General features: G+C 50.6%; 24 protein-coding genes and 1 pseudogene. 9 read left to right on the top strand and 16 right to left on the bottom strand.

What is annotated here, in order from left to right; all coding sequences use genetic code 11:
- The first annotated feature begins 211 nt into the window (after window positions 1–211).
- Window positions 212–1543, top strand: a complete 1332-nt coding sequence (locus DYC63_RS03835; RefSeq protein WP_115218000.1) for a DEAD/DEAH box helicase — start codon at window positions 212–214, stop codon at window positions 1541–1543.
- Between the two features lie 144 nt (window positions 1544–1687).
- Here the strand turns inward: DYC63_RS03835 and DYC63_RS03830 are convergent, their stop codons facing one another.
- From DYC63_RS03830 to DYC63_RS03820, 3 genes are read right to left on the bottom strand one after another with little or no spacing between them, the layout of a single operon-like run.
- Entirely contained in the window at window positions 1688–2113 is a 426-nt protein-coding gene (locus DYC63_RS03830; RefSeq protein WP_115217999.1) for a SixA phosphatase family protein, read from the bottom strand.
- Between the two features lie 9 nt (window positions 2114–2122).
- On the bottom strand, window positions 2123–2845 hold the full coding sequence (gene cysZ, locus DYC63_RS03825) for a sulfate transporter CysZ (protein ID WP_115217998.1): 723 nt from the start codon (window positions 2843–2845) through the stop codon (window positions 2123–2125).
- The gene (locus DYC63_RS03820) at window positions 2842–3744 is read right to left on the bottom strand and encodes a hydrogen peroxide-inducible genes activator (protein ID WP_115217997.1); all 903 of its coding nucleotides are present in this window, start codon (window positions 3742–3744) and stop codon (window positions 2842–2844) included. The genes cysZ and DYC63_RS03820 overlap by 4 nt, the downstream gene beginning before the upstream one ends.
- 153 nt (window positions 3745–3897) lie before the next feature.
- On the opposite strand from DYC63_RS03820, the gene ahpC reads away from it, so the two are divergent.
- Window positions 3898–4461, top strand: a complete 564-nt coding sequence (gene ahpC, locus DYC63_RS03815; protein WP_115217996.1) for an alkyl hydroperoxide reductase subunit C — start codon at window positions 3898–3900, stop codon at window positions 4459–4461.
- Between the two features lie 71 nt (window positions 4462–4532).
- Entirely contained in the window at window positions 4533–6092 is a 1560-nt protein-coding gene (gene ahpF / locus DYC63_RS03810) for an alkyl hydroperoxide reductase subunit F (protein ID WP_115217995.1), read from the top strand.
- A gap of 104 nt (window positions 6093–6196) precedes the next feature.
- On the opposite strand, the gene DYC63_RS03805 is transcribed toward ahpF, so the two are convergent.
- The 4 genes from DYC63_RS03805 to ygfZ all read right to left on the bottom strand — a co-directional run bounded on the left by DYC63_RS03805 (window position 6197) and on the right by ygfZ (window position 8767).
- Window positions 6197–6637, bottom strand: a complete 441-nt coding sequence (locus DYC63_RS03805; RefSeq protein ID WP_218564538.1) for an META domain-containing protein — start codon at window positions 6635–6637, stop codon at window positions 6197–6199.
- A gap of 36 nt (window positions 6638–6673) precedes the next feature.
- A complete protein-coding gene (locus DYC63_RS03800) occupies window positions 6674–6940 on the bottom strand; it encodes a hypothetical protein (RefSeq protein ID WP_115217993.1) in 267 nt (88 codons plus the stop codon).
- 12 nt (window positions 6941–6952) lie between these two features.
- A complete protein-coding gene (locus DYC63_RS03795) occupies window positions 6953–7936 on the bottom strand; it encodes a Z-ring associated ZapG family protein (RefSeq protein ID WP_115217992.1) in 984 nt (327 codons plus the stop codon).
- A gap of 87 nt (window positions 7937–8023) precedes the next feature.
- Window positions 8024–8767 (bottom strand): CAF17-like 4Fe-4S cluster assembly/insertion protein YgfZ, encoded by a 744-nt coding sequence (gene ygfZ, locus DYC63_RS03790; protein ID WP_172459397.1) that lies wholly within the window; start codon window positions 8765–8767, stop codon window positions 8024–8026.
- Between the two features lie 73 nt (window positions 8768–8840).
- Here ygfZ and DYC63_RS03785 point away from each other — a divergent pair, with 73 nt between their 5' ends.
- From DYC63_RS03785 to DYC63_RS03765, 5 genes are all read left to right on the top strand, one after another.
- Window positions 8841–9017: a DUF1674 domain-containing protein gene (locus DYC63_RS03785; protein ID WP_115217990.1), complete on the top strand. Its 177-nt coding sequence runs from the start codon at window positions 8841–8843 to the stop codon at window positions 9015–9017.
- A gap of 150 nt (window positions 9018–9167) precedes the next feature.
- Complete coding sequence (gene sdhC, locus DYC63_RS03780; RefSeq protein ID WP_115217989.1) at window positions 9168–9560, top strand: succinate dehydrogenase, cytochrome b556 subunit; 393 nt, start codon at window positions 9168–9170, stop codon at window positions 9558–9560.
- Between the two features lie 3 nt (window positions 9561–9563).
- Window positions 9564–9950: a succinate dehydrogenase, hydrophobic membrane anchor protein gene (gene sdhD / locus DYC63_RS03775; RefSeq protein WP_115217988.1), complete on the top strand. Its 387-nt coding sequence runs from the start codon at window positions 9564–9566 to the stop codon at window positions 9948–9950.
- A gap of 10 nt (window positions 9951–9960) precedes the next feature.
- Entirely contained in the window at window positions 9961–11751 is a 1791-nt protein-coding gene (gene sdhA / locus DYC63_RS03770; RefSeq protein WP_115217987.1) for a succinate dehydrogenase flavoprotein subunit, read from the top strand.
- A gap of 9 nt (window positions 11752–11760) precedes the next feature.
- Window positions 11761–12546, top strand: coding sequence for a succinate dehydrogenase iron-sulfur subunit (locus DYC63_RS03765; RefSeq protein ID WP_115217986.1), 786 nt, complete (start codon window positions 11761–11763; stop codon window positions 12544–12546).
- A gap of 260 nt (window positions 12547–12806) precedes the next feature.
- Here DYC63_RS03765 and DYC63_RS03760 read toward each other — a convergent pair.
- The 7 genes and pseudogenes from DYC63_RS03760 to DYC63_RS13700 form a co-directional block, all read right to left on the bottom strand.
- Window positions 12807–13052 (bottom strand): annotated as a pseudogene (locus DYC63_RS03760) (IS1595 family transposase); the annotation flags it as partial.
- 123 nt (window positions 13053–13175) lie between these two features.
- Complete coding sequence (locus tag DYC63_RS03755) at window positions 13176–14612, bottom strand: efflux transporter outer membrane subunit (protein WP_115217985.1); 1437 nt, start codon at window positions 14610–14612, stop codon at window positions 13176–13178.
- Window positions 14613–14615: 3 nt separating this feature from the next.
- Window positions 14616–15743 (bottom strand): ABC transporter permease, encoded by a 1128-nt coding sequence (locus tag DYC63_RS03750; protein WP_115217984.1) that lies wholly within the window; start codon window positions 15741–15743, stop codon window positions 14616–14618.
- Complete coding sequence (rbbA, locus tag DYC63_RS03745; RefSeq protein WP_172459396.1) at window positions 15744–18563, bottom strand: ribosome-associated ATPase/putative transporter RbbA; 2820 nt, start codon at window positions 18561–18563, stop codon at window positions 15744–15746.
- A complete protein-coding gene (locus DYC63_RS03740) occupies window positions 18518–19627 on the bottom strand; it encodes an HlyD family secretion protein (protein ID WP_218564537.1) in 1110 nt (369 codons plus the stop codon). The genes rbbA and DYC63_RS03740 overlap by 46 nt, the downstream gene beginning before the upstream one ends.
- On the bottom strand, window positions 19627–19875 hold the full coding sequence (locus DYC63_RS03735; RefSeq protein WP_115217982.1) for an FAD assembly factor SdhE: 249 nt from the start codon (window positions 19873–19875) through the stop codon (window positions 19627–19629). The genes DYC63_RS03740 and DYC63_RS03735 overlap by 1 nt, the downstream gene beginning before the upstream one ends.
- 106 nt (window positions 19876–19981) lie before the next feature.
- Window positions 19982–20197, bottom strand: a complete 216-nt coding sequence (locus DYC63_RS13700; RefSeq protein ID WP_425452119.1) for a transposase — start codon at window positions 20195–20197, stop codon at window positions 19982–19984.
- 164 nt (window positions 20198–20361) lie between these two features.
- Between DYC63_RS13700 and DYC63_RS13340 the strand changes: the two genes are divergently transcribed.
- Window positions 20362–20487 carry a hypothetical protein gene (locus DYC63_RS13340; protein WP_281267758.1) on the top strand — a complete coding sequence of 42 codons (126 nt, stop codon included), beginning with the start codon at window positions 20362–20364 and terminating at the stop codon, window positions 20485–20487.
- A gap of 14 nt (window positions 20488–20501) precedes the next feature.
- Here the strand turns inward: DYC63_RS13340 and bioB are convergent, their stop codons facing one another.
- Window positions 20502–21527, bottom strand: a complete 1026-nt coding sequence (gene bioB / locus DYC63_RS03720) for a biotin synthase BioB (RefSeq protein ID WP_115217979.1) — start codon at window positions 21525–21527, stop codon at window positions 20502–20504.
- Between the two features lie 469 nt (window positions 21528–21996).
- Window positions 21997–22752 carry a hypothetical protein gene (locus DYC63_RS03715; protein ID WP_115217978.1) on the bottom strand — a complete coding sequence of 252 codons (756 nt, stop codon included), beginning with the start codon at window positions 22750–22752 and terminating at the stop codon, window positions 21997–21999.
- Window positions 22753–22776: the final 24 nt, after the last annotated feature.

Raw genomic sequence — 22776 nt, 5'->3', positions numbered from 1 at the left:
ATCTCAATCCATTCTTTTTCTTGACCTAATCCTTTTCTTGCGTATAATGCGCCGCTCTTCCATCGCCCGCGATCCCCAAAGCGACGTGCTTTACTTCTGATTGTTGCCGATGATTTCGCTGCCTTGCAGCCTATGGCAACACCATCTCGTTATTTCAATATTTTTCACCCTTAGCGGCGTATGGCTTTGCCTCTTTTTCAAAGAGATATAAATGACAACTTTTTCCGATTTAGGACTTCCCGATTTCCTCGTAGCTACCCTCAGACACAGCGGCTACGAACAACCCACTCCCATCCAAGCGCAAGCGATTCCTTTGGCGCTTGCCGGCAAAGATTTGCTCTTATCCGCGCAAACCGGTTCGGGCAAAACGGCGGCATTTGTGCTGCCGCTATTGGCAAAATTATCCGAGCAGCCTTCTAAAATCAAAAAACCGCGCGCCCTTATCATCACGCCGACCCGCGAACTTGCCCAGCAAGTACAAGACAGTTTGCGCAAATACAGCCGCGGCATGGATTGGCTATTTTCCATTCCCCTGCTTGGCGGCGCGCCCTACGGCGGACAAATTCGCGCGCTGAAAAAAGGCGTTTCCGTCGTCGTCGCCACCCCCGGACGCCTACTTGATCATCTGCGCGAAGGCACTTTAGATCTCTCCAAATTGCAATACCTTGTCATTGATGAAGCCGACCGCATGTTAGACATGGGCTTTTCAGACGATATTGCCGCAATCATCGATGCCTGTCCGCCGGAAAGACAAACTATCATGAGCTCCGCCACATGGGATGGTGCGGTAGGCAAAATCGCCGCCGGCTTCACTTACCAAGCGGAAAAAATCGTGATTGCACCGCAGCATCAGCACATTGAAGAAAGCATTTATTTCAGCGACGACCAGCAGCATAAAAATGCCCTGCTTGATCGTCTTTTAAGCGGTGAAAACATCAAACAGGCGATTGTTTTTGCCGCCACCAAGAAAAGCAGCGAAGAAATTGCCGCCATGCTGCATGAACAAGGACATCGCGCGCGTTTCTTACACGGCGATTTACCGCAGCAAAAACGCAATCGCATCGTTGAAGATTTGCGTAAAGGCAAAACCGATATTCTCGTAGCAACCGATGTTGCCGCCAGAGGTATCGACATTCCGGCCATCAGCCACGTTATCAACTATGATTTGCCGCGCCAAAGCGAAGACTATGTGCACCGCATCGGACGCAGCGGACGCGCAGGACGCACAGGAACGGCAATGTCATTGGTCAGCCTCGGCGATCGCGCCGCACTGGCGCAATTGCAGCGCTATCTCAAACGAGATTTAAGCATTGAAGTATTGGAAGGATTAGAGCCGAAAAAAGTCGCGCCTATCAAAAAAGAGAAAGCGGCGGGCAAAAATGCGCGTGGCAAATTCTTTAAAGGCAAGCAGGCCAAACCCTTCAGCAAAAACAAATCTTCGGCCAAAAACGACAGCTATAAATCCTCGGCACCAAAGCGTAATGCCAAACCGGGCGTCAAATTAGGCGCGGTAAAAAGCAAACGCACGCACGCAAGCCGCTAAAAACCAATCGGAGCAATCTTCAGAAATAAGATTGCTCCGATATCACTTTATATTCGACATTTGTCTTTGCTATCACTATAAAATATTTGACAATTTCAACATTGATAAAGAACACTACAGTCATAAAGATAGCCGTTTCGTTCTTTAGCCTGCAAAATGCCCTTTAAGCTGCCAAATACCATCTTTCTGCTCTAGCCAAAATATTTCAGCAGTATTGACTTCAATATAGCCGGAAGGCTTTTCGAGAAATTCGCCGACAATTTTCCCCAACCAAGGCAGATGTCCGACAATCACCGCCGTCTCATCCTGAATTTGCGCCAATGCAGCATAAACCGCTGCAATATTGCCGTCGGGATTAAGCCCTGATAGCTTCTGCTTAGGCTCGGCATAATATCTGCCTGTTTCTTGAGCGCGGCGGGCTTCGGAGGTATATAGCGGAAAGTCGATGTCTTGGTCTTTCAGCCAATCGGCGGCGGCTTGCGCCTGCAGTCGCCCGACTTCCGTCAGCGGACGTTCTAAATCATTTGCTGCCCAAGCGGCTTGGGCGTGTCGCCAAAAAATACGTTGCATATTCTATCCTTATGCGGTTTGAGGAAGATTGGGTCGCACATGACGGACCCAATGCAGGGTTGCGGCAATCACGCTTACCGGCATTGCTACCAGATTAATCAGCGGAATCATCAGCAAAAAGGAAGCAATACCGCCAAATCCTATAATATCGCTTAAACGCCGCCGCAAAATAGGACGCTGCTGCGTAAAAAAGATACCATTATTTGCCATAGGATAATCCATATATTGCAAATAAGCGGAATAAGCAGAATACGCAAACCATAAAAACGGGGTCAGAAGATTTAAGGGCGGTACAAAACCCGTCAGCAAAATAGGAATTGCCCAAAGCAAAAAAAAGTAGGTTTTGCGAATTTCCTGTGCAATACTTTGCCAGATTTCCGCCGCTAAACTCATGCCGGAATCCGGCGCCTGCCCTGTTTCCAAAGCCTCGACTTTTGCCGCCAAAAAACCGTTAAACGGCGCGGCAATCAAATTTGCAAGCAAGGAAAACGTGTATAAAACCAACACGACAATCATCACGGCGATGACAGGCCATAGCAGCCAATGCAAGAAAGCCAACCATGAATCCGTGGGCAGAAAATGATTCATCAAGGCGGAGAAATACCGAATCAATGCCCACATGCCGGTGCCGTAGAGCAATACATTAATCAGCAGAGGCAGCCAAATATATTGGCGCAGGTCTTTATGCTTAAGCCAAGCAAAAGCTTGGCGTAGGCAATCTAGTCCTTTCATTTCATTTTGCTGTCGATAAGCGCCTGCTTGAATAAATCCAAAAGCAGATTCATATCTGCCGCGCGCGGATAATTCGGACGCGTAATAATCGCCAAAGTGCGGTGCGGCGTAGGCGCATCTAAAGGAATTTCTTTTAAATTCGGATAAGCGCTCATTTGAGACAATGCCATTTCAGGCACCAATGTCAGCCCCATATTATTCAGCGTCAATTGCACCAATGTATTTAAACTGGCATCGCGGAACATATCCTGCCCCGTATTGCGCTGGAATTTGCAGACTTCCATAATGTGATCACGCAGACAATGTCCGTCGCCCAAAAGCATCAACGGTTGCTTTTTCAATTTGGCAGGGCTGATTTTTTTCTCTTTGCTCAAAGAGTTATCTTCATGTACTAAAATGAAGAAATTCTCATCGCCAATCGTACTGACTTCCAAGCTCGAGGTATCATAAGGCAGCGCGATGACCGCCGCATCTAAACGCCCGGTTTGCACCATATTGACCAAATGCTCGCTAGTTTTTTCCACCACATTCATTTCGAATTTCGGGTAAGCCTCACGCACAATCGGCAGTAAAACAGGTAAATAGAAAGGTGCAATCGTCGGAATAAAGCCGATGCTCATGCCAAAGCCGAGATCCTTTTGTCCTGCATGGGCACGCTCGACCAATTGCTGCGCATCTAAAAAGATTTTCTCAGCTCTTTGGATCAGCTCTTCGCCGATCGGCGTAACCACGACCTGCTTATTATTGCGTTCGAAAATAGAAACCCCGAGGTTTTTCTCCATTTCCGCAATGCCTAAAGACAAGGCAGACTGAGAAATATTGCACTCTTCCGCTGCACGTTTGAAATGCTTATGTCTTGCAACAGCTAGGGCGAATTGGATTTGACGTAAAGTAATCATGATGTCAGTCCTATATATTTTGATGGTGAAAACATTCTACATTTATTTTCCTTGCTAGGAAAATAAATTTTTTGAAATTTTACTTTGCCAATCGATTATGTATAATTTAGCATGAAAAATCAATTCTTAATTTCTTTTCATTTGGAGAAAAACATGCCGATTATCAATCGTTCAATCCCTGAGTTCAAAGTACAAGCCTACCACAATGGGCAATTCAAAACCGTCACGCATGAAGACGTGAAAGGCAAATGGGCTATTTTCTGCTTCTATCCTGCTGATTTCACATTCGTTTGCCCGACCGAATTGGAAGATTTGGCAAAGCATTACGATGAATTCCAAAAATTAGGCGCTGAAGTTTATTCAGTTTCTTGCGACACGCATTTCACGCACAAAGCATGGCACGACACTTCCGATGCCATCGGTAAAATCACTTACCCGATGTTGGGCGATCCGACCGGCGTATTGGCACGCGGTTTTGACGTCATGATTGAAGAAGAAGGCGTCGCTTTCCGCGGTACTTTCTTAGTCAATCCCGAAGGTCAAATCAAAGTGGCGGAAATCCACGACAACGGCATCGGACGCAGCGCTAAAGACATGGTTCGCAAACTGAAAGCGGCGAAATACGTTGCCGAGCACGATGGCGAAGTTTGCCCGGCGGCATGGGAAGAAGGTCAAGAAACCTTAAAACCAAGCCTTGATTTAGTTGGCAAAATCTAATTGCATAGATGCAAGTTGAAAAGCCAGTAATTTTACTGGCTTTTTTTGCCTAAATAAGATTGGAAAAATCAATGATAGAACAGAATTTGTTAGACGCAGTCAAACAATACACTGCAAACCTCGATAAAGACATCACTTTCGTCTTACAAACCGGCGAACACAGCAAACGCGAAGAGCTGAAAAGCTTCTTAAACGACATCGTTTCCGTATCTGAGCGTCTACATCTTGAAGAAAGCGATTTCACCGATGCACGCAGCCCGATCAGCTTTACCCTCTTAGCAGACAAAACCCATACCGGCATCATTTTCTCCGGCATTCCCGGCGGACATGAATTTTCTTCGCTGATTCTGGCGATTCTGCAAGCCGGCGGCACAGCACTGAAACTTGATGAAAGCGTGCAAGCATTGGTGCGCAATGTGAAAGAGCCGCTGCGTTTTGAAACCTTCATTTCCCTTTCTTGCCACAACTGCCCCGAAGTCGTGCAGGCTTTGAACCAATTCGCCCTGCTCAATCCTTTGATTAGCAACGACATGATTGACGGCGGGCTGTTCCAAGAAGAAATCGAAAAACGCAATATCCAAGGCGTGCCGGCGGTATTTTTAAACGACGAAAGCTTTGCCAACGGCAAAATCGACACCGCCAAATTGATTGAAAAACTCTTGGAAAAATATCCGCATATTACGGAAGGCGCAGCAAGCACGCAAGCATTGCCGTTGCAAGACGTTACCGTCATCGGCGGTGGACCTGCCGGTGCGGCTGCTGCAATTTATGCCGCGCGCAAAGGTTTAAAAGTGACTTTAATTGCCGACCGCATCGGCGGACAAGTCAAAGACACGATGGGCATTGAAAATCTCATCGGCACCAAAGAAACCACCGGCCCGAAATTGGCTGCGCAATTACAAGAACATATCCGCGCCAATGACATCACCGTCAAAGAAAATCTTTCCGTCAAAAGCGTGGAAAAAGGCGAAAAAAGCCATGCAGTGATTTTGCAGACCGGCGAACGCATCGACACTCGCACCCTGATTATTGCCAGCGGCGCGAAATGGCGTGAATTGGGCGTGCCAGGGGAAAAAGAAAACCTTGGGCAAGGTGTGGCTTACTGTCCGCATTGCGACGGTCCTTTCTTCAAAGGCAAACATGTAGCGGTCATCGGCGGCGGCAATTCCGGCATCGAAGCGGCGATTGACCTTGCCGGTATCGTGCGCCATGTCAGCGTCTTTGAATTTGCCGACAGCCTGAAAGCGGATAAAGTTTTGGTAGATGCCGCACAAAAACGCGACAATATCGATATTTATCTCGGCGTCGCCACCCAATCGATTCAAGCCAGTGGCGGCAAAGTTACCGCGCTTGAATATCAAAAACGCGCCGACCAAAGCACGCACCGCCTTGAATTGGACGGCGTATTCGTACAAATCGGACTGGTGCCGAACACCGCCTTCTTAGGTGATACCGTCCGACTAAGCAAATTCGGCGAGATCGAAGTCAATGCCCGCGGCGAAACCAGCACTCCCGGCATTTTTGCCGCCGGCGACTGCACTACCGTGCCGTATAAGCAAATCGTGATTGCCATGGGCGAAGGAGCAAAAGCGGCATTATCCGCCTTTGATTATTTGATTCGCCAAAACTAATCGCACCTTTTAAGACAACAGCCCGAGAAATTCGGGCTGTTTTTCAGAAATATTTTTGCAAAAAAAAGAGGCTGAATGCAGCCTCTAAAATCAAGGAGTAATCCTTAATTAGGACGAAAGAGAAGCTCAACGCCCTCCCCGCTCAATTGCAAAAATTCTGCCTGCTGTTTTGCCTTTGTAATACGGCGCAAAGCAGATAAATAATCGCTCTCCAAACGCATTTGCTCAATATCACCGGCCATACGCGTGATTTGAATATTCTCATCGACTGATAAATCGCTGCCGCTACGCTCTACGGCTACGCGATATTGATTAACGCCGCTATTGCCACTAAATTCACCCTCGCCCGTCTGCAAAGTAATCGGCGCTAAAGCGGTGTTTAATGGGCGATTATCAATGCTGCCTTGGCTCAATTGCCATAATCCCCGCTCATGATTCGGACCAAGCGTACCGTTTGCCGAGCCTAGTCCCGAACTTTGGCAAGCGCTTAATAAAAAACCGACGGCGGCGACACAAGCCAACGTATAAGAATGGCGTTTCAACATCATCAAATCCTTGTATTTTGCATTCATTTGCCGCGATTATTTATCCTCTTTACCCGATTGCATTTCAGCTTCGCTAATATGCGCTGCAGGTTTTTCAATCGGCATACCGGGTTCTTTTGCAGTTGTCGCTGCTTCTTCTGCCGTCAACTCCTGTGCTGCCATTGCGGCGATTTCCGATTCATCCGGCATTGCCTCGGGCTTATCAACGACTTGCATTGCAGGTTGCAGCTGCTCAATCGGCATTCCCGGTTCAACCACTTGGTTTTTAGGCGCTAAATCCTTAAGGTCTTTTTCATTGCTCATTGTTACCTCTGCTTATTTATTGTCTTGATTTTCACGAATATGACGCTTCACTTCCGCTAAAGGGTCAACATTATCTTGGGATTTTACTGCGGTAAGTCCTGCATTTTCCGCCGCTTTTTGAGCGAAAGTTTTTTCTGCGCTTTCCGAAGCTGGTTCCGGTGCAGCGGCTTTGGCTTTATCAAGCGCTTGAGCATTTTCTTTTTCCGAAATATGCGCCGCCGGTTTTTCAATCGGCATACCCGGTTCTTTCGCCGTCGCAGCAACAGTTTGATTATCTTTTACTTCGGCGCTAACAGCCGCTTGCACCGCCTTATTTGCCGGCGCCACCGGTTTTTCCGCCACTTGAATGGGTGCCGCAGGTGCCGCAGGAACAGGTTTTTCAACCACGGTTTTTTCTGCCGTTTCGTCTTCATTGATTTGAGCTTTTGGAAGCGGGCTAATGGCGGGTTCGGTTTTGGCGACTTTATCATTTTTTGGCTGAGCCGCAGGTTTTGCCGCTTCTGCCGGACGCGGAGCAACACGCACATTGGTTTCTGTTTTTGTATCCGCTTTATGTTCGTTTTTATTTTCTGCTTTGTTTTCTATGCTTTCTTGTGCATTGCTGGGGCTAGGAATACTGGATTGACGCGCTTCGATATTGCTTAAATAAGCCAGCGTAACGGCTTTGCCTTGACGCTTGGCGCGCTCGATTTTCAAAGCCTCGCCTTCCATTAATTGCTGCGCACCTTCAGAGAGATGATCAAAAACTTCTTGATAGCTTTTGGTCAGATTATCCACTGCCGTTGCTGTTTTACTAAAATGAGTATTGATTTTTTCGCGGTAGTTTTTGTATTCGGCTTGCAATTCATCATACGGTTTTTGCAAGGGATTATCAGCAGGTTCAGCATTTTTGCGCCCAAGCAGATAAAAAATAATCGCGCCGAGCACAAAGCCGATTAAGGCGGCGATAAGCACTTCGGGGCTTAGAAAAGTATTCGCAGCTGATGTTGTTTCCATAATGTTTCTCCGTTAATGTCAATATGCCGGTTTTGGATTGTAACAGATTTTATTTTATTTCTGTAAACAGCCTTGCTGCATAGTCATTTATAAACAGTAATAGCGATTGCCTTGCGCGTCGCTTAAAAGGCTGTCGGCATAGCGGTCTTGCACGACGGCAAGAGCGATTAGGCGGTCGTTTTCGATATAGCTTTCAATAATATTTGCTGCTGCTTGTTCTTCTGCGTAGAGCGTGTCGCCGGCGGCAAGCGGACTGTTTTGTGCAGTTTCGCTCTGCAATAGTTGCAGATGGCGGCGCACGGGTGCGCGCGAGTGGGCGCGGGCAATGATTTCTTGTCCGATGTAGCAGCCTTTGGCATAGCTGAGTCCGCCGTTTTCTTCCAAGCCGAGCATTTGCGGTAGGAATTGGTCTTGGGTGGCGGGGAGGATTTGTGCGAATCGGGCGGCGATGTTATCCGCCGCCGTAAAGCCGTTGATGCCGCCGAAAGAGAGGTGATTGTTTTCTAAAGCGGCGCTGCGTTCTGTGCCGCCGACGGCGCTTGCTTCTAGCTCCGATCGCGGTATGAGTTGCACGGGGCGGTTGAGGCTGAAGAGTTTCCAGCGTTTGGCGATGCTTTCGCTGAGTGTTTCGGGTATGAGGACGAAGTAATTTTTCTCAATGCGGGCGATGCGCAGCATAGCTTGCACTTTGCCTTGCGGCGAGCAGAAGGCGGCGTTTGTCCAATGACCGTCCGCGACTGTACGGATGTCGGCGGTGAGGAGGTTTTGCAGATAGGTTTCCGCTTCAGAGCCTGCGATTTGCAGAATAGATAGAGAAGATTGTGATTTCATGAGAAAAACCATGTTTAAAATTTAGATGGATTGGCGTATTATAACAGACCCTTAATAATGTCGGACAAATCGCATGTCAGAGCATCATCATCGGTCGGACGAGCCGGCGTCAGACGAAAAAAATCTATCCGTGCAACCAAGCCAAATAGAAGAGAAGACCGCAATTGTTGAGGAAATCGGCGGTCCCGAGGGTTTGGAGCCTACTCGCTACGGCGATTGGGAGCGCAAAGGGCGTTGTATCGATTTTTAGATATATCAAAAATTTCTTGCCGATTGAAGCCCTCCTTTCAGGCAAGATAATGAAATTGGGAGAGCGGTCATCTCTTTCCATTCAGGGCAAAACACAGGGCGGCACTTAGCTGTCGTTCTGTGTGTTGAAACATAAAATGAGGCAAACATCATGAAAGTAGCAAAAGATCAGCGGCCTTTGTCGCCGCATTTGCAAGTGTATAAATGGGAAACCCATATGGCGATGTCGATTTTGCATCGCGCTACGGGGGTGGCGTCGGCGGTGGGTCTGCTGATGCTGACGTGTTGGCTCTTGGCCGCCGGCGGTGGCGAGGCTTCTTGGCGCAGCGCAAATCAGTTGTTCCGCAATCCTTTGATTGTGCTGATTATGTTTTTCTGGTCAGGGGCGCTGATTTATCATTTGTGCAATGGTATCCGTCATTTGACTTGGGATGTGGGCAAGGGCTTAGGCAAAGACGATGCACGCAAGAGCGCGAAAGTGGTGCAGATTGCCGCCGCAGTGCTGACTTTGAGCTTGTGGATTGGCATTTGGGCGCAGGGGTAGGATATGAGCAGCGTATTTCAAGCATTAAAACGCGCCAAAGGTTTGGGCTCGGGTCATAACGGCACGCATCATTTTATCGTGCAGCGCACGACGGCGGTAATTTTGATTCCTGTGGTGCTGTATTTTCTTTGCTCGATCATTAGCTTGGTGGGCGCGGAGACTTTCCACGAGGTGCTTGCCTGGTTTCGCAATCCTTTTAATAGCGGCATGGCGATTGTCTTTTTCCTCACGGGCTTTTATCACGCGGCTTTAGGTGTGCAGGTCGTGATTGAGGATTATGTGCATCAAGAGCCGGTGAAATGGTTGGCTTTAATTGCCGTGAAGGCGGTATGCGTGATTTTTGCCGCCGTGGCTGTGGTTTCCATTTTGCGTTTGGCACTGGGCTATTAAGGAGCAAGACATGACTCAGGAATATAAAATTCATCATCATAGTTATGATGTGGTGGTGGTCGGTGCCGGCGGTGCAGGTTTACGCGCGACTTTCGGCATGGCTTTGGAAGGTTTGAAAACTGCCTGCGTAACTAAAGTTTTCCCTACGCGCTCGCATACGGTTGCCGCTCAAGGCGGAGTTGCCGCCGCATTGGGCAATATGGGCGAGGATAAATGGCAGTGGCATTTTTATGACACGGTCAAAGGCTCGGATTGGCTGGGCGACCAAGATGCGATTGCCTATATGTGCCGCGAGGCGATTCCCGCGATTATTGAATTGGAGCATTACGGCGTACCGTTTTCGCGTACCAAAGACGGCAAGATTTATCAGCGTCCTTTCGGCGGTATGACGACGAATTTCGGCGAAGGTCAGGCGCAGCGCACTTGTGCCGCCGCCGACCGCACAGGACATGCCATGCTGCATACTTTGTACCAGCAGGCATTGAAGCATCATGCGGAATTCTATATCGAATATTTCGCCACCGATTTACTGATGGGCAAGGACGGTTCTTGTCACGGCGTATTGGCTTTGGATTTGCAAAGCGGCGAATTACATGTGTTTAATGCGCAAATGGTGGTTTTAGCCACCGGCGGCTATGGTCGGGCGTGGTTGTCTTGTACTTCCGCCCATACCTGCACCGGCGATGGCAATGGCATGGTATTGCGTGCAGGACTGGCATTGCAGGATATGGAATTTACCCAATTCCACCCCACCGGCATTTACGGCTCGGGCTGTTTGATGACCGAAGGTTGTCGCGGCGAGGGCGGCTATCTGACCAACGGCGAGGGCGAACGCTTTATGGAGCGCTATGCGCCGAGCGCCAAAGATTTGGCATCGCGCGATGTAGTCTCGCGTTCCATGTCGATTGAAATCCGCGAAGGACGTGGTGTCGGCAAACATAAAGACCATATCCATCTGCATTTGGAGCATTTGGGTGCGGAAGTCATCAACAAACGTTTGCCGGGTATTGCCGAAACTGCAAAAATCTTTGCCGGTGTGGACGTTACCAAAGAACCGGCACCGGTGATTCCGACCGTGCATTACAACATGGGTGGTATTCCAACCAATTATCACGGCGAAGTGGTGCAGCTTAAAGACGGCAATCCCGACAGCGTCGTGCCGGGCTTAATGGCGATTGGCGAAGCCGCCTGCGTCTCCGTGCATGGCGCGAACCGCTTAGGCTCGAATTCTCTACTCGATTTGGTTGTTTTCGGACGTGCCGCCGCACATCGCGCCAGAGCCGTGATTCAGCCGAACAGCAAGCCTGCGCCGATTCCGTCCGCAGCATTGGATAAAGCCCTGCAACGTTTCTCCGATATTCATCATGCGCGCGGCGATTTGCGCACCTCGGAAATCCGCGAAGCCATGCAGCGCACCATGCAAAACCATGCCGCGGTATTTCGCACTGCCGACAGCCTCACAGAAGGCGTGGCGAAAATGTCGGAAGTCTTCAAACAACTGCCGCAAGTGCGTATTGCTGACGAAAGCCTCAATTGGAACAGCGATTTAGTCGAAACCTTCGAACTGGCAAACCTGCTTGCCTGTGCGCAAGTCTCGATTGTGGCAGCGGAAAACCGCCACGAAAGCCGCGGTGCGCATGCACATGAAGATTATCCCGACCGCAACGACCAAGAATGGATGAAACACAGCCTCACTTGGCTAGAAGAAGACGGTAGCGTCAAAATCGACTACCGCCCCGTACATGACTATACCGGCACCGACGAAGTCGATTACGTCGTGCCGAAAAAACGCGTTTATTAGGAGTCACACATGGCTGAATTCAAACTGCCGGCAAACTCTGTCATCAAAGAAGGCAAACACTACTCCGCACCGGCGGGGGCAACTAACGTCCGCAGCTTTAAAATCTATCGCTGGGATCCGGGCAAAAACGAAAACCCACGTACCGATACCTATGATATCGACATGGACGACTGCGGACCGATGGTTTTAGATGCGCTGCTCAAAATCAAAAACGAAATCGACAGCACGCTGACCTTCCGCCGCTCCTGCCGCGAAGGCATCTGCGGCTCCTGTGCCATGAACATCGACGGTAAAAACACCTTGGCATGTATCTGCGCGACGGAAAGCGTGCCGGAAAATAAAAGCGTCAACATCTATCCGCTGCCGCATATGCACGTCGTTAAAGACCTTGTGCCGGATCTGACGCATTTCTACGCCCAGCATGCTTCCATCAAACCTTGGCTGCAAACCGAAACGCCGGCACCGGAACGCGAACGTCTGCAAAGCGAAGAACAGCGCGCCAAATTAGACGGCTTATACGAATGTATCATGTGCGCCTGCTGCTCTACCTCCTGCCCGAGCTATTGGTGGAACAGCGAAAAATACCTCGGACCTGCCATATTGCTGCAAGCCCACCGCTGGATACAGGACAGCCGCGACGAAGCCACCGCCGAACGTCTGGACTTCTTGGAAGACAGCTTCAAACTCTACCGCTGTCACACCATTATGAACTGTACTAACACCTGCCCCAAAGGATTAAACCCCGCCAAGGCAATTGCAGAAATTAAAATGAAATTAGTCGAACGGCAGACATAATAAAAGCGGCGCAAGCCGCTTTTTTTAAAAAAATAAGCAGATAAATTTGCATTATCTCTTACAAACAAACTATTTCTCATAGGCAGCAGCAGTTTTTGCGCAATTTCCAGTTCGCGCGCCTGCTGCATCAGTAAAATTTCCTTAAGTTGCAGCAATTCATTTTGATGCTGAATAATCAACTTAAGTTTTTCAATTTCTTGAGCCAAATCTTCAGCATCAAGATGATTGTCAACAGATCCTAGCCGAGTGATTGGTATAATTTATTGCAGAAGCGACCATAAATGTTTTTCTAAATCATCAATACTCTGCTTCCAGCGCCATTCGCATTTCTTCAAATGCCATTCGAAATTTTTGCTTACACCGTTAAATTTTGCAAGCCTTCTTTTGGTAAAACTCCAAAAACTTTCTATACCGTTGATGTGTCTGCTGCCATATGCAAATTCGTTTTGTCTGTGATTAACTCGCAAATGCTTGCTATAACCCACATCAACCAATCCACTAGAACCCAATCGAGAAAATGTGGGCTTGGCTTAAACGTAAACGCAAGAATTGGCGCTTAGATTGCATCGATAAACTATTCTTTTACTTCCTGTGGATTTGTAACTCTTTTTGATTTCCTTGACTATATATCAAGGCGTATGTTGTTCCCAGCCGCCACCGAGGGCGCTGTAGAGTTGGATAAGGTTCAGGGCGTAGCCGCGGCGGTTGGCGAGTTGATGTGTGCGGTATTCGGCGGCATTGAGAATGGCGCTGGGGATGGTGTCAAAGGTTTCGCGTCCGTATTTGAAGAGGCTGCGTGCTTGTGCAATTTGTGTTTCGCTGTGTTGCAGGGCTTTATTCAGGGATTGGGCTTGCTTTTCCAAGGCGGCGGCGAGGCGGTAGCTGTTTTGTGCTTCGGCAAGGGCGTTGAGCAGGGTTTGGTCGTATTCGGCGAGGGCTTGACGCAGTTGGGCTTCGGCTTTGTCCAGTTGGGCTTGCAGGCGGCCTGCGGTAAAAATCGGCAGTTGCAGATTGATGCCTAAGCCTGCACCGCTGCCGCCGAGGCTGTGTTGCAGCAGGTCGCCGTCGAGTCCGATGCGTCCCTCCGCCAGTGCGAAGTTAAGGCTGAAACGCGGGTAGAAGTCGGCTTCGGCGGAGGCGACTTGGGCGCTGCGTGCTAAGACGGCGGCTTTGCGGGCACGGATGTCGGGGCGGCGTGTGATGAGTTCGGCGGGGTAGTGTCCGCCGGGGGCGGCAGGCAGGGAGGCGAAGAGTTTGCCGCCGTCTGCGGTGATGTGCAGTTCGGTTTTACCGGCGAGGGCGGCAATGTGGGTGATGTGATTGCTGCGTTCGGCATCAAGACCGGCGATTTGCGCATTGAGGGCGGCGATTTTGGTGGCGAGGTCTTCGCGGTCGTATTGGCTGGCTTGTCCGGCGGCAAAGCGGCCTGCGGCATAGCGCGCCAGTTCTTGCAGGGCGGATTTTTGGGTTTGCAGGATGCGGCTGTGCGCTTCGATGTGGCGAGCTTCGATGTAGTGTCGGGCGATGTGTGCCGCGAGTAGGATTTGCGCGCCGTGCAGGCGTTCGGTTTCGCTGAGATAGGCATAGTAGGCGGCATCGGCGTCGCTTTGTTTTTTGCCGAAGAAGTCGGCTGTCCAGCTGCCGATAAGGGCGCTTTGTCGGCTATGGGCGGCGGGGGCGAGGCTGTCGCCGATTGGTGTCGGCAGGGCATTGGATAGAGGGTTGTCGAGATTGCCTAAGGCGATGCCTGCGCCTGCGGTGGCGCCGAGCAGGGGATTTTTGTCGCTGTCGGCAAGGGCGGCGGTAGCTTGGGCTTGTTCCATTCGTGCTTTGGCGATGGCGATGTCGGGCGCATTGGCAAGGGCATCGTCGATAAGGCGGTTGAGAACGGGGTCTTGGAAATGCCGCCACCATGTGCGGATGTCGGTTTTGCTGGGGTTGTCGGGGCTGTGTTCAAAGCTCGTCGGCAGGCTGATGCGCGTGTCTATCGGCGGTATGTCGCTGTGTTGGCAGGCGGCAAGGCTGATGATGAGGGCGAGACTGAATGATAGGCGGGTGGCGGTCATGGTTTATCCTTGTTTGTCGAGCATGGAGCGGAAGCGCAGCAGGGCGATGAGTAAAAATGCCAGTCCGATGCCGCCCATAATCAGCAGCTCTTTTTGCACCAGATGCAGGGGCGCGTTGCGAAACAGCACGGCATTGCTGAAGCTGACGTATTGGGTCATGGGCGAGGCTTGGCTGATGTTTTGCAGCCAGTCGGGCATGCTTGCCAAAGGCGTTTCGCCGCCCGAGATGATGCGCAGGACGATGTATATCGGCAACATGAGGAGGGCGAATTGCGGCATGCTGGGGGCGGCGATGGCGAGCAGAATGCCGAGGGCGGCGGCGGAAAAAAGAAAGACGACCGTACCAAGCGCAAATAGTGCCATTGATCCCGATAAGTCCACGTTTAATACGCCTTTAACGATAAATTGCACCGATGCCAAGGTCGCCAGCGCAATGACTGTACCGTTGGCGATGATTTTTGCCGCCGCAATTTCGTTGGCGCTAACGGGCATGACGAGCAGATGCTCGATGGTGCCGCGTTCGCGTTCGCGAATGACCGCTGCGCCGACCAAGAGCATGGCGAGCATGAATACGAAGGTGCTGACGTTGGCAAGAGCTAAAAACCAGCTGCTGTCGGTATTGGGGTTGAATGTGATGTTGAGATGGGGCTGCAGGGGCAGCAAATCCGTCATATCATCCTGTCCGAGTAGGACGAGGGCTTCGCGCTGTATGATGTGTTGTAAATAGCCGAAGCCGATACCGGCTTGGCTGAGCGCGGTGGCATCGGCGATAACTTGGATTTCCGGCTTGGCGCCGCGCAGCAGGTCTTTTTCCAGTTGCGGCGGCAGTACCAGTACAAAAATATAGTCGCCTTTATCCATGGCTTGCTGCGCCGCCTTCAGCGAGGGCAGATACTGCGGCGGCTGGAAATACGGCGCTTGCAGGCTGTCGGCGAGGCGACGGCTAAAGACGGAATGGTCTTCATCGACAATGGCAACGCTGGCATTACGCACTTCAATGCTGATGCCTTTGGCAATCGCAATCACTGCCACCGTGAATATCACGATAATCAAACCCATCATGACGGCATCGGAGAGCAGGCTGCGGAATTCTTTGAGGGTCAGGGTCAAGGTATTGCGGAAGCGGTGCATTTATTTCTCCTGTTTGCGCAGCAGCATAATGGCGAGGCTGAGACAGCCCAGCGCAAAGGCGAGCAAGGCGGCGTAGTTGGGGAGAAAATCGGCAAAACTCTGCCCTTTGGTAAAGGCACCCAAAGAGATGCGCTGAAAATGTGCCGCGGGGAAGACTGCCGCCATGATACGTCCGCCGCCGGTAATGGTGGAAACGGGGTAAAGCATGCCGGAGAAATTCATGGCGGGAATCATAGTCAGAATCGCTGCAGCCGCCATTGCCGCCACTTGTGAAGACAAAACACTGGATACCAGCAAACCAAAGGCGGTAACGGCAAAAATCAGCAGGTAGGCGCCCAACAGCATGGCGAAAAAGCTGCCGTGAATCGGCACGTCGAAGAGCAGTACCGCCAATAAGACCAAGATAAGAAAGCTCAATAAGCCTGCGCCGATATAGGGCAATTGCTTGCCGAGCAGAAATTGCGCCACCGAGGCGGGCGAGGTGTACAGATTGCTGATAGAGCCGATTTCTTTTTCGCGCACCACACCCAAAGTGGTCATCATCACGGGAATCAGCATCAATGCCATCATAATCACGCCGGGCGTGATGGCATAAATACTTTTGAAATCCTGATTATAGGCAAAGCGCGCCTGCACTTGCAGCGGCGGACTGAAATCGAGAGGATAGCCGCTTTGCTGCAATTTTTCCGCGCTATAGCTTTGCACAATACCCAAGACCATGCCTTTGATGTTTTCCGCCAAGAAAGGCTCGCTGCCGCTAATGAGAAAAGCGACCGGTGTCGGCGATTGCCTGAGCATGTCTTTGGCAAAACCTGAAGGAATCTCAATCACTAAAGCCGCCCTGCCGCTTTTTAGCGCCGCCTCTTTGGCGGCGGCGGAAGACAGCGGCGCCTGCTCGCAAAAATAAGGCGAGCCGCGAAAATGCGCCAATAAAGCGCGACTTTCCGCGCTTTGGTCTTGATCCCAGACGGCGAAATCAATCGCGCGCACATCAAAAGAAATCGCGGCGGCGGCAGAGACCATCATCAATACCGGCCCGAACAAGGCGAAAAACAGACGCACGGGGTCGCGCAGCAATTCCTTGCTTTCGCGTCTGGCAAAAGTCCACAGCAAAGACAGCCATGCTATAAAACCGCTTTGCGGCGCGGTATGTGCGGCGGCGATGGGCGCGCGCTGTTCGGCGTCCTGACGGTCTTCTGCCGCTACGGGCGCCTCTTCGGCAGCTTCCAAATAGCGGATAAAGGCTTCTTCCAAATTCGCCGCGTCCTGACGGCGGCATAATTCCCGCGGCGTACCCATATCCAGCACGCGTCCGCGGTGCATAAAGGAAATGCGGTCGCAGCGCGCCGCCTCGCTCATGAAATGGGTGGATACGAAGATGGTAATCCGTTCTTCGCGCGAGAGTTTGCCCAATTCTTGCCAGAACAAATCGCGCGCCGCAGGATCCACGCCCGAAGTCGGTTCGTCTAAAATCAAGACTTCGGGATGATGCAGGCAGGCGGCGGCAAGTTGCAGACGCTGGCGCAGTCCCAAAGACAAATGGCGCGGCAAGATATCCGCCACTTCCGCCAATTGATAGCGACTTAAGGCGTCTTGCACCGCTTTTCGCGCCGCGCTGCCGCGCAGGCGGTATAAAGTGGCGTGCATTTCCAGATTTTTGCGTACGCTCATTTCTTCATACAAAGAAAAGGCTTGCGACATATAGCCCACGCGCATCCGCATCTCGATACTGCCGGCTTCGATGGCTTCGCCTAAGAGTTCGGCATGACCTTCGCTGGGCTCGAGCAGCCCCGTCAGCATCTTCATCGTGGTGGATTTGCCACAGCCGTTCGAGCCTAAAAAGCCGAAAATCTCGCCTTTTTCAATCCGAAAACTGACGTTGTCCACCGCCGTGAAATCGCCGAAACGTTTGCTCAAGCCCTCCGCCTCCATTGCCGGCGGCGCATCTGCTTCGGGCTGAAAAGGCGGAATCTGCAAATCCACATCGCCACGTTTGTCTTCGGGCAAGAGATGATGATAGGCGCGCTCCAGCGGCGTAATATGGCTGATGTCCTCATCATCAGGCGGCGCCGTGCCGGCGTATTGTTCAATCACTTCCGCCGTTGGCGCATGAATCAGCAATTTGCCCTCGTCCATGGCAATTAATTGTTCGAATTGCTCCGCCTCGTCGATATAGGCGGTGGCGACCAGTACCGTCATGCGCGGATTTTCGCGACGCAAATCGGCAATCAATTGCCAGAATTGTCGCCTTGACAGCGGATCAACACCCGTCGTCGGTTCGTCTAAAATCAACAGTTCGGGGTCATGCACCAATGCGCAGCACAGGCTTAATTTCTGTTTCATGCCGCCCGAGAGCTTGCCCGCAGGACGGTCGCGAAAACGCAGTAAATCGGTGGCGCTTAACAATCGCTCAATCCGCGCCTCGCGTTCGGCGGCGGGAATGGAAAATAAGCGCGCGTGGAAATCGATATTTTCGTCAATCGAAAGCGTGGGATAGAGATTATAGCCCAAGCCCTGCGGCATAAAGGCAATCCGCCGCGACAGGGCTTGTCGCGCATGGCGGTCGGCAATATCTTGTCCGAAAACATGCAAACTGCCGCTTTGCAGAATTTTGACCCCTGCAATCAATGCCAGCAAAGTCGATTTGCCCACACCGTCCGGCCCGACCAAAGCAATGCTTTCCCCTGCCGGTAGGCTGAGGCTGAAACTCTCCAATGCCGTCGTTTTGCCGTAGCGATGCGAAACACGGCGCACATCGACGGCTAGCGGCGCAGTCATTGCGGCTTCGCCGGCAGACGCAATGCCAATTCGCTCGGCCATTCCTTATGCTCGTCTAAGCGCACATAGCCCACAGCCGTCATTCCACCCTTGAGATAATCGGCATAATCGGCGGCAATCTCGGGCGGAATCCGCACCGTTACGCGATACATCAAATGCTCGCGCTCGGCGGCGGTTTCCACATATTTCGGCGTGAATTGCGCTTGCTCGGCAATTCGGATGACCTGCGCCGGCAACACCGCCGGCAAACCGTCGGGAACAATCCGTGCCTCCGCCCCAATCGCTACCTGCCCCATCGCGCTAATCGGCAAAAATACGTCCATCGACACGTCCAGCGGATCGACCAAAGACAGCAGCACGCTGCCCGCCGCCACCACATTGCCCGCCTGCGCCACCGTATATTCCACGCGTCCGTCAATCGGCGCTTTTACCGTCAAATCCTCAATCGCGCTTTGAATCGCGCGAATCTCGGCATCGGTCTGCGCGACTGCCGCCTGCGCTTCCTGCACACCTGCCGCCGCCTCGCTGATGGCCGCCTGCGCCTCCGTTTCTCCGGCTTGCGCCTGCGATTTACCGGCAGTGGCGGCATTGACCGCCGCACGCAAAGCATCGCGCGCCTTTTCGCGCTTCGTCAGCTCCGCCGCGGAAATCAATTTCTGCTTAAACAACTGCCGCGCATTGTTCAATTCCTCTTCGGCAATCGCCAATTGCGCGCGCTGAGCCGCAATCTCGGCATCCGCCTGCGCCATACCGCCGTCGGCACGCGACTGCGCACTCTTGGCTCTTTGCTCGGCGCCTTGCGCGCGTCGTACCGCACTTTGCGCCCGTGCGCGCGCCGCTTCTGCCGCGGCTAATTTCGCCTCCGCCTCTTCGGAAGACAAACTGACCAACACATCATCTTTCGCCACCTGCTGCCCTTCCTGCACATGCAGCATTGCAATCCGCCCCGGGCGCAAAGTCGCCACGCGGTAACGCTCCAATTCCAAACGTCCGTTGGCTTTGGCAAAACCCTCTAACTGCGTATCCAACAACTGCTGATTGCGCCACCACGCAAAAGCCGCTCCGCCCGCAATCAACAACAAGAGTAATGGAAAGATTTTCTTCATTATTCACCCGCTTTCGCCACTTGATAATCGTGCAAAATATCAATCAAAGCCTGCACCTCGGCATCAGCATCGCGCTCGCGCCCGAAAAGCAAATCCAAAATCAAAGGATCCTGATAGCCCAGCAATTTTTCAAAAGCCACCTGTCGCGCCTTAGACGCCTGCGGATAATCCTGCTGCAAATAGCTTTCCATCAATAAATCCAACTCTTTCATACCTCTGCGGCACAACCATTTCAAACGTGGGTTCATCTTTACATCCTTTGCAAGCACACTGCCGGCTTATCTGTGAAAAGCATATCATAGCGCGGTCGGAAAAAGCATTCCATAGACGAGAAATATCTAGGGTCTGTGACAATCACCTTAAAGCCATAAGTATTGCAGCGAGGTAAATGTTTGTCGCAAAGGATCTGTCTGTTTTCTCCGAAGGCATGGCTATCTTCTTAAACTCCTTTAAATTACAGAAAACATTTTCTAGCAAATGACGCCATTTGTACACATGCCGGTCATAAGCACGTTGCAGTTTTCGCTTGCTCGTCGGTGGAATCACCGCTTGGCAAGCTCTTTCGTTCAGTTCCTCTAACAGCCAATCTGCATCACAAGATTTTGGTGCTCATGTCGTCTTTGGATTTACCGATGGACTGATTTGAAGTCCCCTTTTTGCACCTTGTCCGTGGCGGTGGACTTTAACAATGGTGCCGTCAATCATAGCGTATTCCATATCAGGATCTCCCCGCAGTGCTTCAAAGATTACGGCAAAGCGCTCAGCCTTTATGGCAATGGAAACGGCAAAAAAGCAATCATTTTGCCTATGACCAACAAGCGGAACAAAGCGTTTTTGTAGAAATCAGCAAAGATTTTTAGCGGCAATTTCCTTGCTAATTTGCCAGATTTTCTGTCGCTGAAGGACGATAGACACCCAAAGCGGCGGCTTGCTGCAAGCTGCGGCGCAAGGTCTGCTGCGCCGCTACCCATTCGGGGTTAATGCCCAATTTGGCGAATAATTGCACATCGCCCTGCTCGTCGGCATTATTGGCGGTCAGCAATTTGCAGCCGTAGAAAACGGAATTGGCACCCGCCATAAAGCACAGCGCTTGAGTTTGCTCGCTCATAAATTCGCGCCCTGCCGCAATGCGCACCGCACTTTTGGGCATCAGAATGCGGGCGGTGGCGATAACACGCACAAAATCAAAAGGATCGAGATCGTCTTCATGCGCCAGCGGCGTGCCTTTGACACGTACCAACTGATTAATCGGCACGCTTTCCGGCGGCTTGGGCAAATTTGCCAACGTTACCAGCATTTCCAAGCGGTCATGACTTTCTTCGCCCATACCCATAATGCCGCCCGAGCAGATTTTCATGCCGGCATTGCGTACGTTATCCAAGGTATCCAAACGTTCGTCATATGTACGGGTAGTGATGATTTTTTCGTAAAATTCGCGCGAGCTGTCTAAATTATGATTGTAATAATCCAAGCCTGCCGCCGCCAACTGCCCTGCTTTATCCGCGTCCAGCATGCCTAGCGTCATGCAGGTTTCCAAGCCTAAGGCTTTGACTTCGCGCACCACTTCCGTCAAAAAAGGCATATGCTGCGGCTTAGGGTCGCGCCATGCCGCGCCCATGCAAAAACGTTGCGCACCTTGCGCTTTGGCACGCTGCGCCGCTTGCAGGATTTCTTCTTTCGACAATAATTTCTCGCGCGCCACGCCTGTTTGATAGCGCGCGCTCTGCGGGCAATATTTGCAATCTTCAGGGCAGGCGCCTGTTTTAATCGACAATAAGGTGCTGACTTGTACTGCATTTGCCGCATGATGGGCGCGATGTATTTGCTGCGCCTGAAACATCAAATCCATAAAGGGCTGGTCATGAATTGCCCGCGCCTGTTCGAGCGTCCAAAGCGACATATAAGATTCCTTAGAAAAAACTTACTGTATAACTAAAAGATGTCGCCAAAGCAAATAAAATTTTCTTTAAGAAAATATAGTCAATTCATGACAAAGTTGCACACCTAAAAATATCAAGCTTTACTATTGTACGGGCTAACATATAAAAACTGTGTCTTTATTTGAGCTGAATTGACTATATCTAGTCATTAATGATTATGTGCGGATAAAATCAAAACTAATACGTTGTATAGTACCTTAACTTCAAAATGAGATTTAGAGATACACATTTTGTCAGGAGAAGCGCTTAGAATAATCTCATTTTGAAGTTAAGAGACTATAAAACCGGAAATTTAAATGCCGTTCATAAAATAGCATTGCAAATAGGGCATAAAAAAGCGGAAAAACATTCCGCTTCAGATAATTTCATCGATAGTTTAGGCATTCGGTATCGATATATTGAATACCTGAATTTGTATCCGATTTCAGATTAGAAACATTTCACAGGTTTATATTCAGCCGGAAAATCGCTTCCGATATCGCATTTCCAGTAAGTGAGGTTTGGCTGGGTGATAAAGCTGTTTGTCATTTCCGCATTGCGCAAGACTTTAACCACATCGCCGCTAAAAGTTAAGACAATCTGCTGTCTTTGCGTATCAAGACGCAGATTAAAGCGGCTGTCGCTATTGTGCAGATTGAGTTTTTCCGGGAAGATTTTGCTTTCTCTAATGGCGTTTTCTACTTGCGATTCCGTTTGTTTTAAGAGTGCCAAAGCCGCTTGCGCCTGTTCTTTTCCCGCTTTTTTGTCTAATAGGGGTTTAGAGAATATAAAGGCCAACAGAAGCACGATTAACACGCTAAAAGCAATGATGATTTTGCGCAAATCAAATAAAGAGAAACTGCCTAAATTCGTATTTTTATCGGATAAGACGGAATATTCCGCTAATTCTTTGCGGATGTCGTATTTATGATGTTCGGGCTTGGTACTGTGATGATTTTTGCTAACGCTTTCGTCAATGTCCATAAAGCTGTCTTTAGGACCGGAATAACCGTGTTCGAAATCATATTGCACGCGCAGTTCAGGGTCTGTAAGCGTTTCTTCGATTTTATTGATAATGGCGGCGTAATTGCCGGATTTGTCTCTTTCTTCACGAAAATGCCGAATCGCTTCGGCAACTTCGCGTAAATCTGCATCCGGACTAATATGAAGGATGTCGTAGTAATCGTTTTTTTTGGGTTGGGCCATTGTTCTTCCTTAGCAAGGCGTATG

The sequence above is a fragment of the Suttonella indologenes genome (assembly GCF_900460215.1).
GTDB lineage: Bacteria > Pseudomonadota > Gammaproteobacteria > Cardiobacteriales > Cardiobacteriaceae > Suttonella > Suttonella indologenes.
Note: the sequence above shows the minus strand (reverse complement) of the source record. Positions and strands in the feature narration are given on the sequence as shown.

What these genes read in the sequence shown, in the direction of transcription:
- DYC63_RS03805 (WP_218564538.1), bottom strand. Translation starts at nt 6,637, where the DNA reads ATGTTGAAACGCCATTCTTATACGTTGGCTTGTGTCGCCGCCGTCGGT.
- ygfZ (WP_172459397.1), bottom strand. Translation starts at nt 8,767, where the DNA reads ATGAAATCACAATCTTCTCTATCTATTCTGCAAATCGCAGGCTCTGAA.
- ahpF (WP_115217995.1), top strand. Translation starts at nt 4,533, where the DNA reads ATGATAGAACAGAATTTGTTAGACGCAGTCAAACAATACACTGCAAAC.
- bioB (WP_115217979.1), bottom strand. Translation starts at nt 21,527, where the DNA reads ATGTCGCTTTGGACGCTCGAACAGGCGCGGGCAATTCATGACCAGCCC.
- DYC63_RS03800 (WP_115217993.1), bottom strand. Translation starts at nt 6,940, where the DNA reads ATGAGCAATGAAAAAGACCTTAAGGATTTAGCGCCTAAAAACCAAGTG.
- DYC63_RS03785 (WP_115217990.1), top strand. Translation starts at nt 8,841, where the DNA reads ATGTCAGAGCATCATCATCGGTCGGACGAGCCGGCGTCAGACGAAAAA.
- sdhD (WP_115217988.1), top strand. Translation starts at nt 9,564, where the DNA reads ATGAGCAGCGTATTTCAAGCATTAAAACGCGCCAAAGGTTTGGGCTCG.
- DYC63_RS03755 (WP_115217985.1), bottom strand. Translation starts at nt 14,612, where the DNA reads ATGACCGCCACCCGCCTATCATTCAGTCTCGCCCTCATCATCAGCCTT.
- DYC63_RS03735 (WP_115217982.1), bottom strand. Translation starts at nt 19,875, where the DNA reads ATGAACCCACGTTTGAAATGGTTGTGCCGCAGAGGTATGAAAGAGTTG.
- DYC63_RS03740 (WP_218564537.1), bottom strand. Translation starts at nt 19,627, where the DNA reads ATGAAGAAAATCTTTCCATTACTCTTGTTGTTGATTGCGGGCGGAGCG.
- cysZ (WP_115217998.1), bottom strand. Translation starts at nt 2,845, where the DNA reads ATGAAAGGACTAGATTGCCTACGCCAAGCTTTTGCTTGGCTTAAGCAT.
- DYC63_RS03795 (WP_115217992.1), bottom strand. Translation starts at nt 7,936, where the DNA reads ATGGAAACAACATCAGCTGCGAATACTTTTCTAAGCCCCGAAGTGCTT.
- sdhC (WP_115217989.1), top strand. Translation starts at nt 9,168, where the DNA reads ATGAAAGTAGCAAAAGATCAGCGGCCTTTGTCGCCGCATTTGCAAGTG.
- DYC63_RS03835 (WP_115218000.1), top strand. Translation starts at nt 212, where the DNA reads ATGACAACTTTTTCCGATTTAGGACTTCCCGATTTCCTCGTAGCTACC.
- DYC63_RS03715 (WP_115217978.1), bottom strand. Translation starts at nt 22,752, where the DNA reads ATGGCCCAACCCAAAAAAAACGATTACTACGACATCCTTCATATTAGT.
- DYC63_RS03750 (WP_115217984.1), bottom strand. Translation starts at nt 15,743, where the DNA reads ATGCACCGCTTCCGCAATACCTTGACCCTGACCCTCAAAGAATTCCGC.
- sdhA (WP_115217987.1), top strand. Translation starts at nt 9,961, where the DNA reads ATGACTCAGGAATATAAAATTCATCATCATAGTTATGATGTGGTGGTG.
- DYC63_RS03765 (WP_115217986.1), top strand. Translation starts at nt 11,761, where the DNA reads ATGGCTGAATTCAAACTGCCGGCAAACTCTGTCATCAAAGAAGGCAAA.
- DYC63_RS03830 (WP_115217999.1), bottom strand. Translation starts at nt 2,113, where the DNA reads ATGCAACGTATTTTTTGGCGACACGCCCAAGCCGCTTGGGCAGCAAAT.
- DYC63_RS03820 (WP_115217997.1), bottom strand. Translation starts at nt 3,744, where the DNA reads ATGATTACTTTACGTCAAATCCAATTCGCCCTAGCTGTTGCAAGACAT.
- rbbA (WP_172459396.1), bottom strand. Translation starts at nt 18,563, where the DNA reads ATGGCCGAGCGAATTGGCATTGCGTCTGCCGGCGAAGCCGCAATGACT.
- ahpC (WP_115217996.1), top strand. Translation starts at nt 3,898, where the DNA reads ATGCCGATTATCAATCGTTCAATCCCTGAGTTCAAAGTACAAGCCTAC.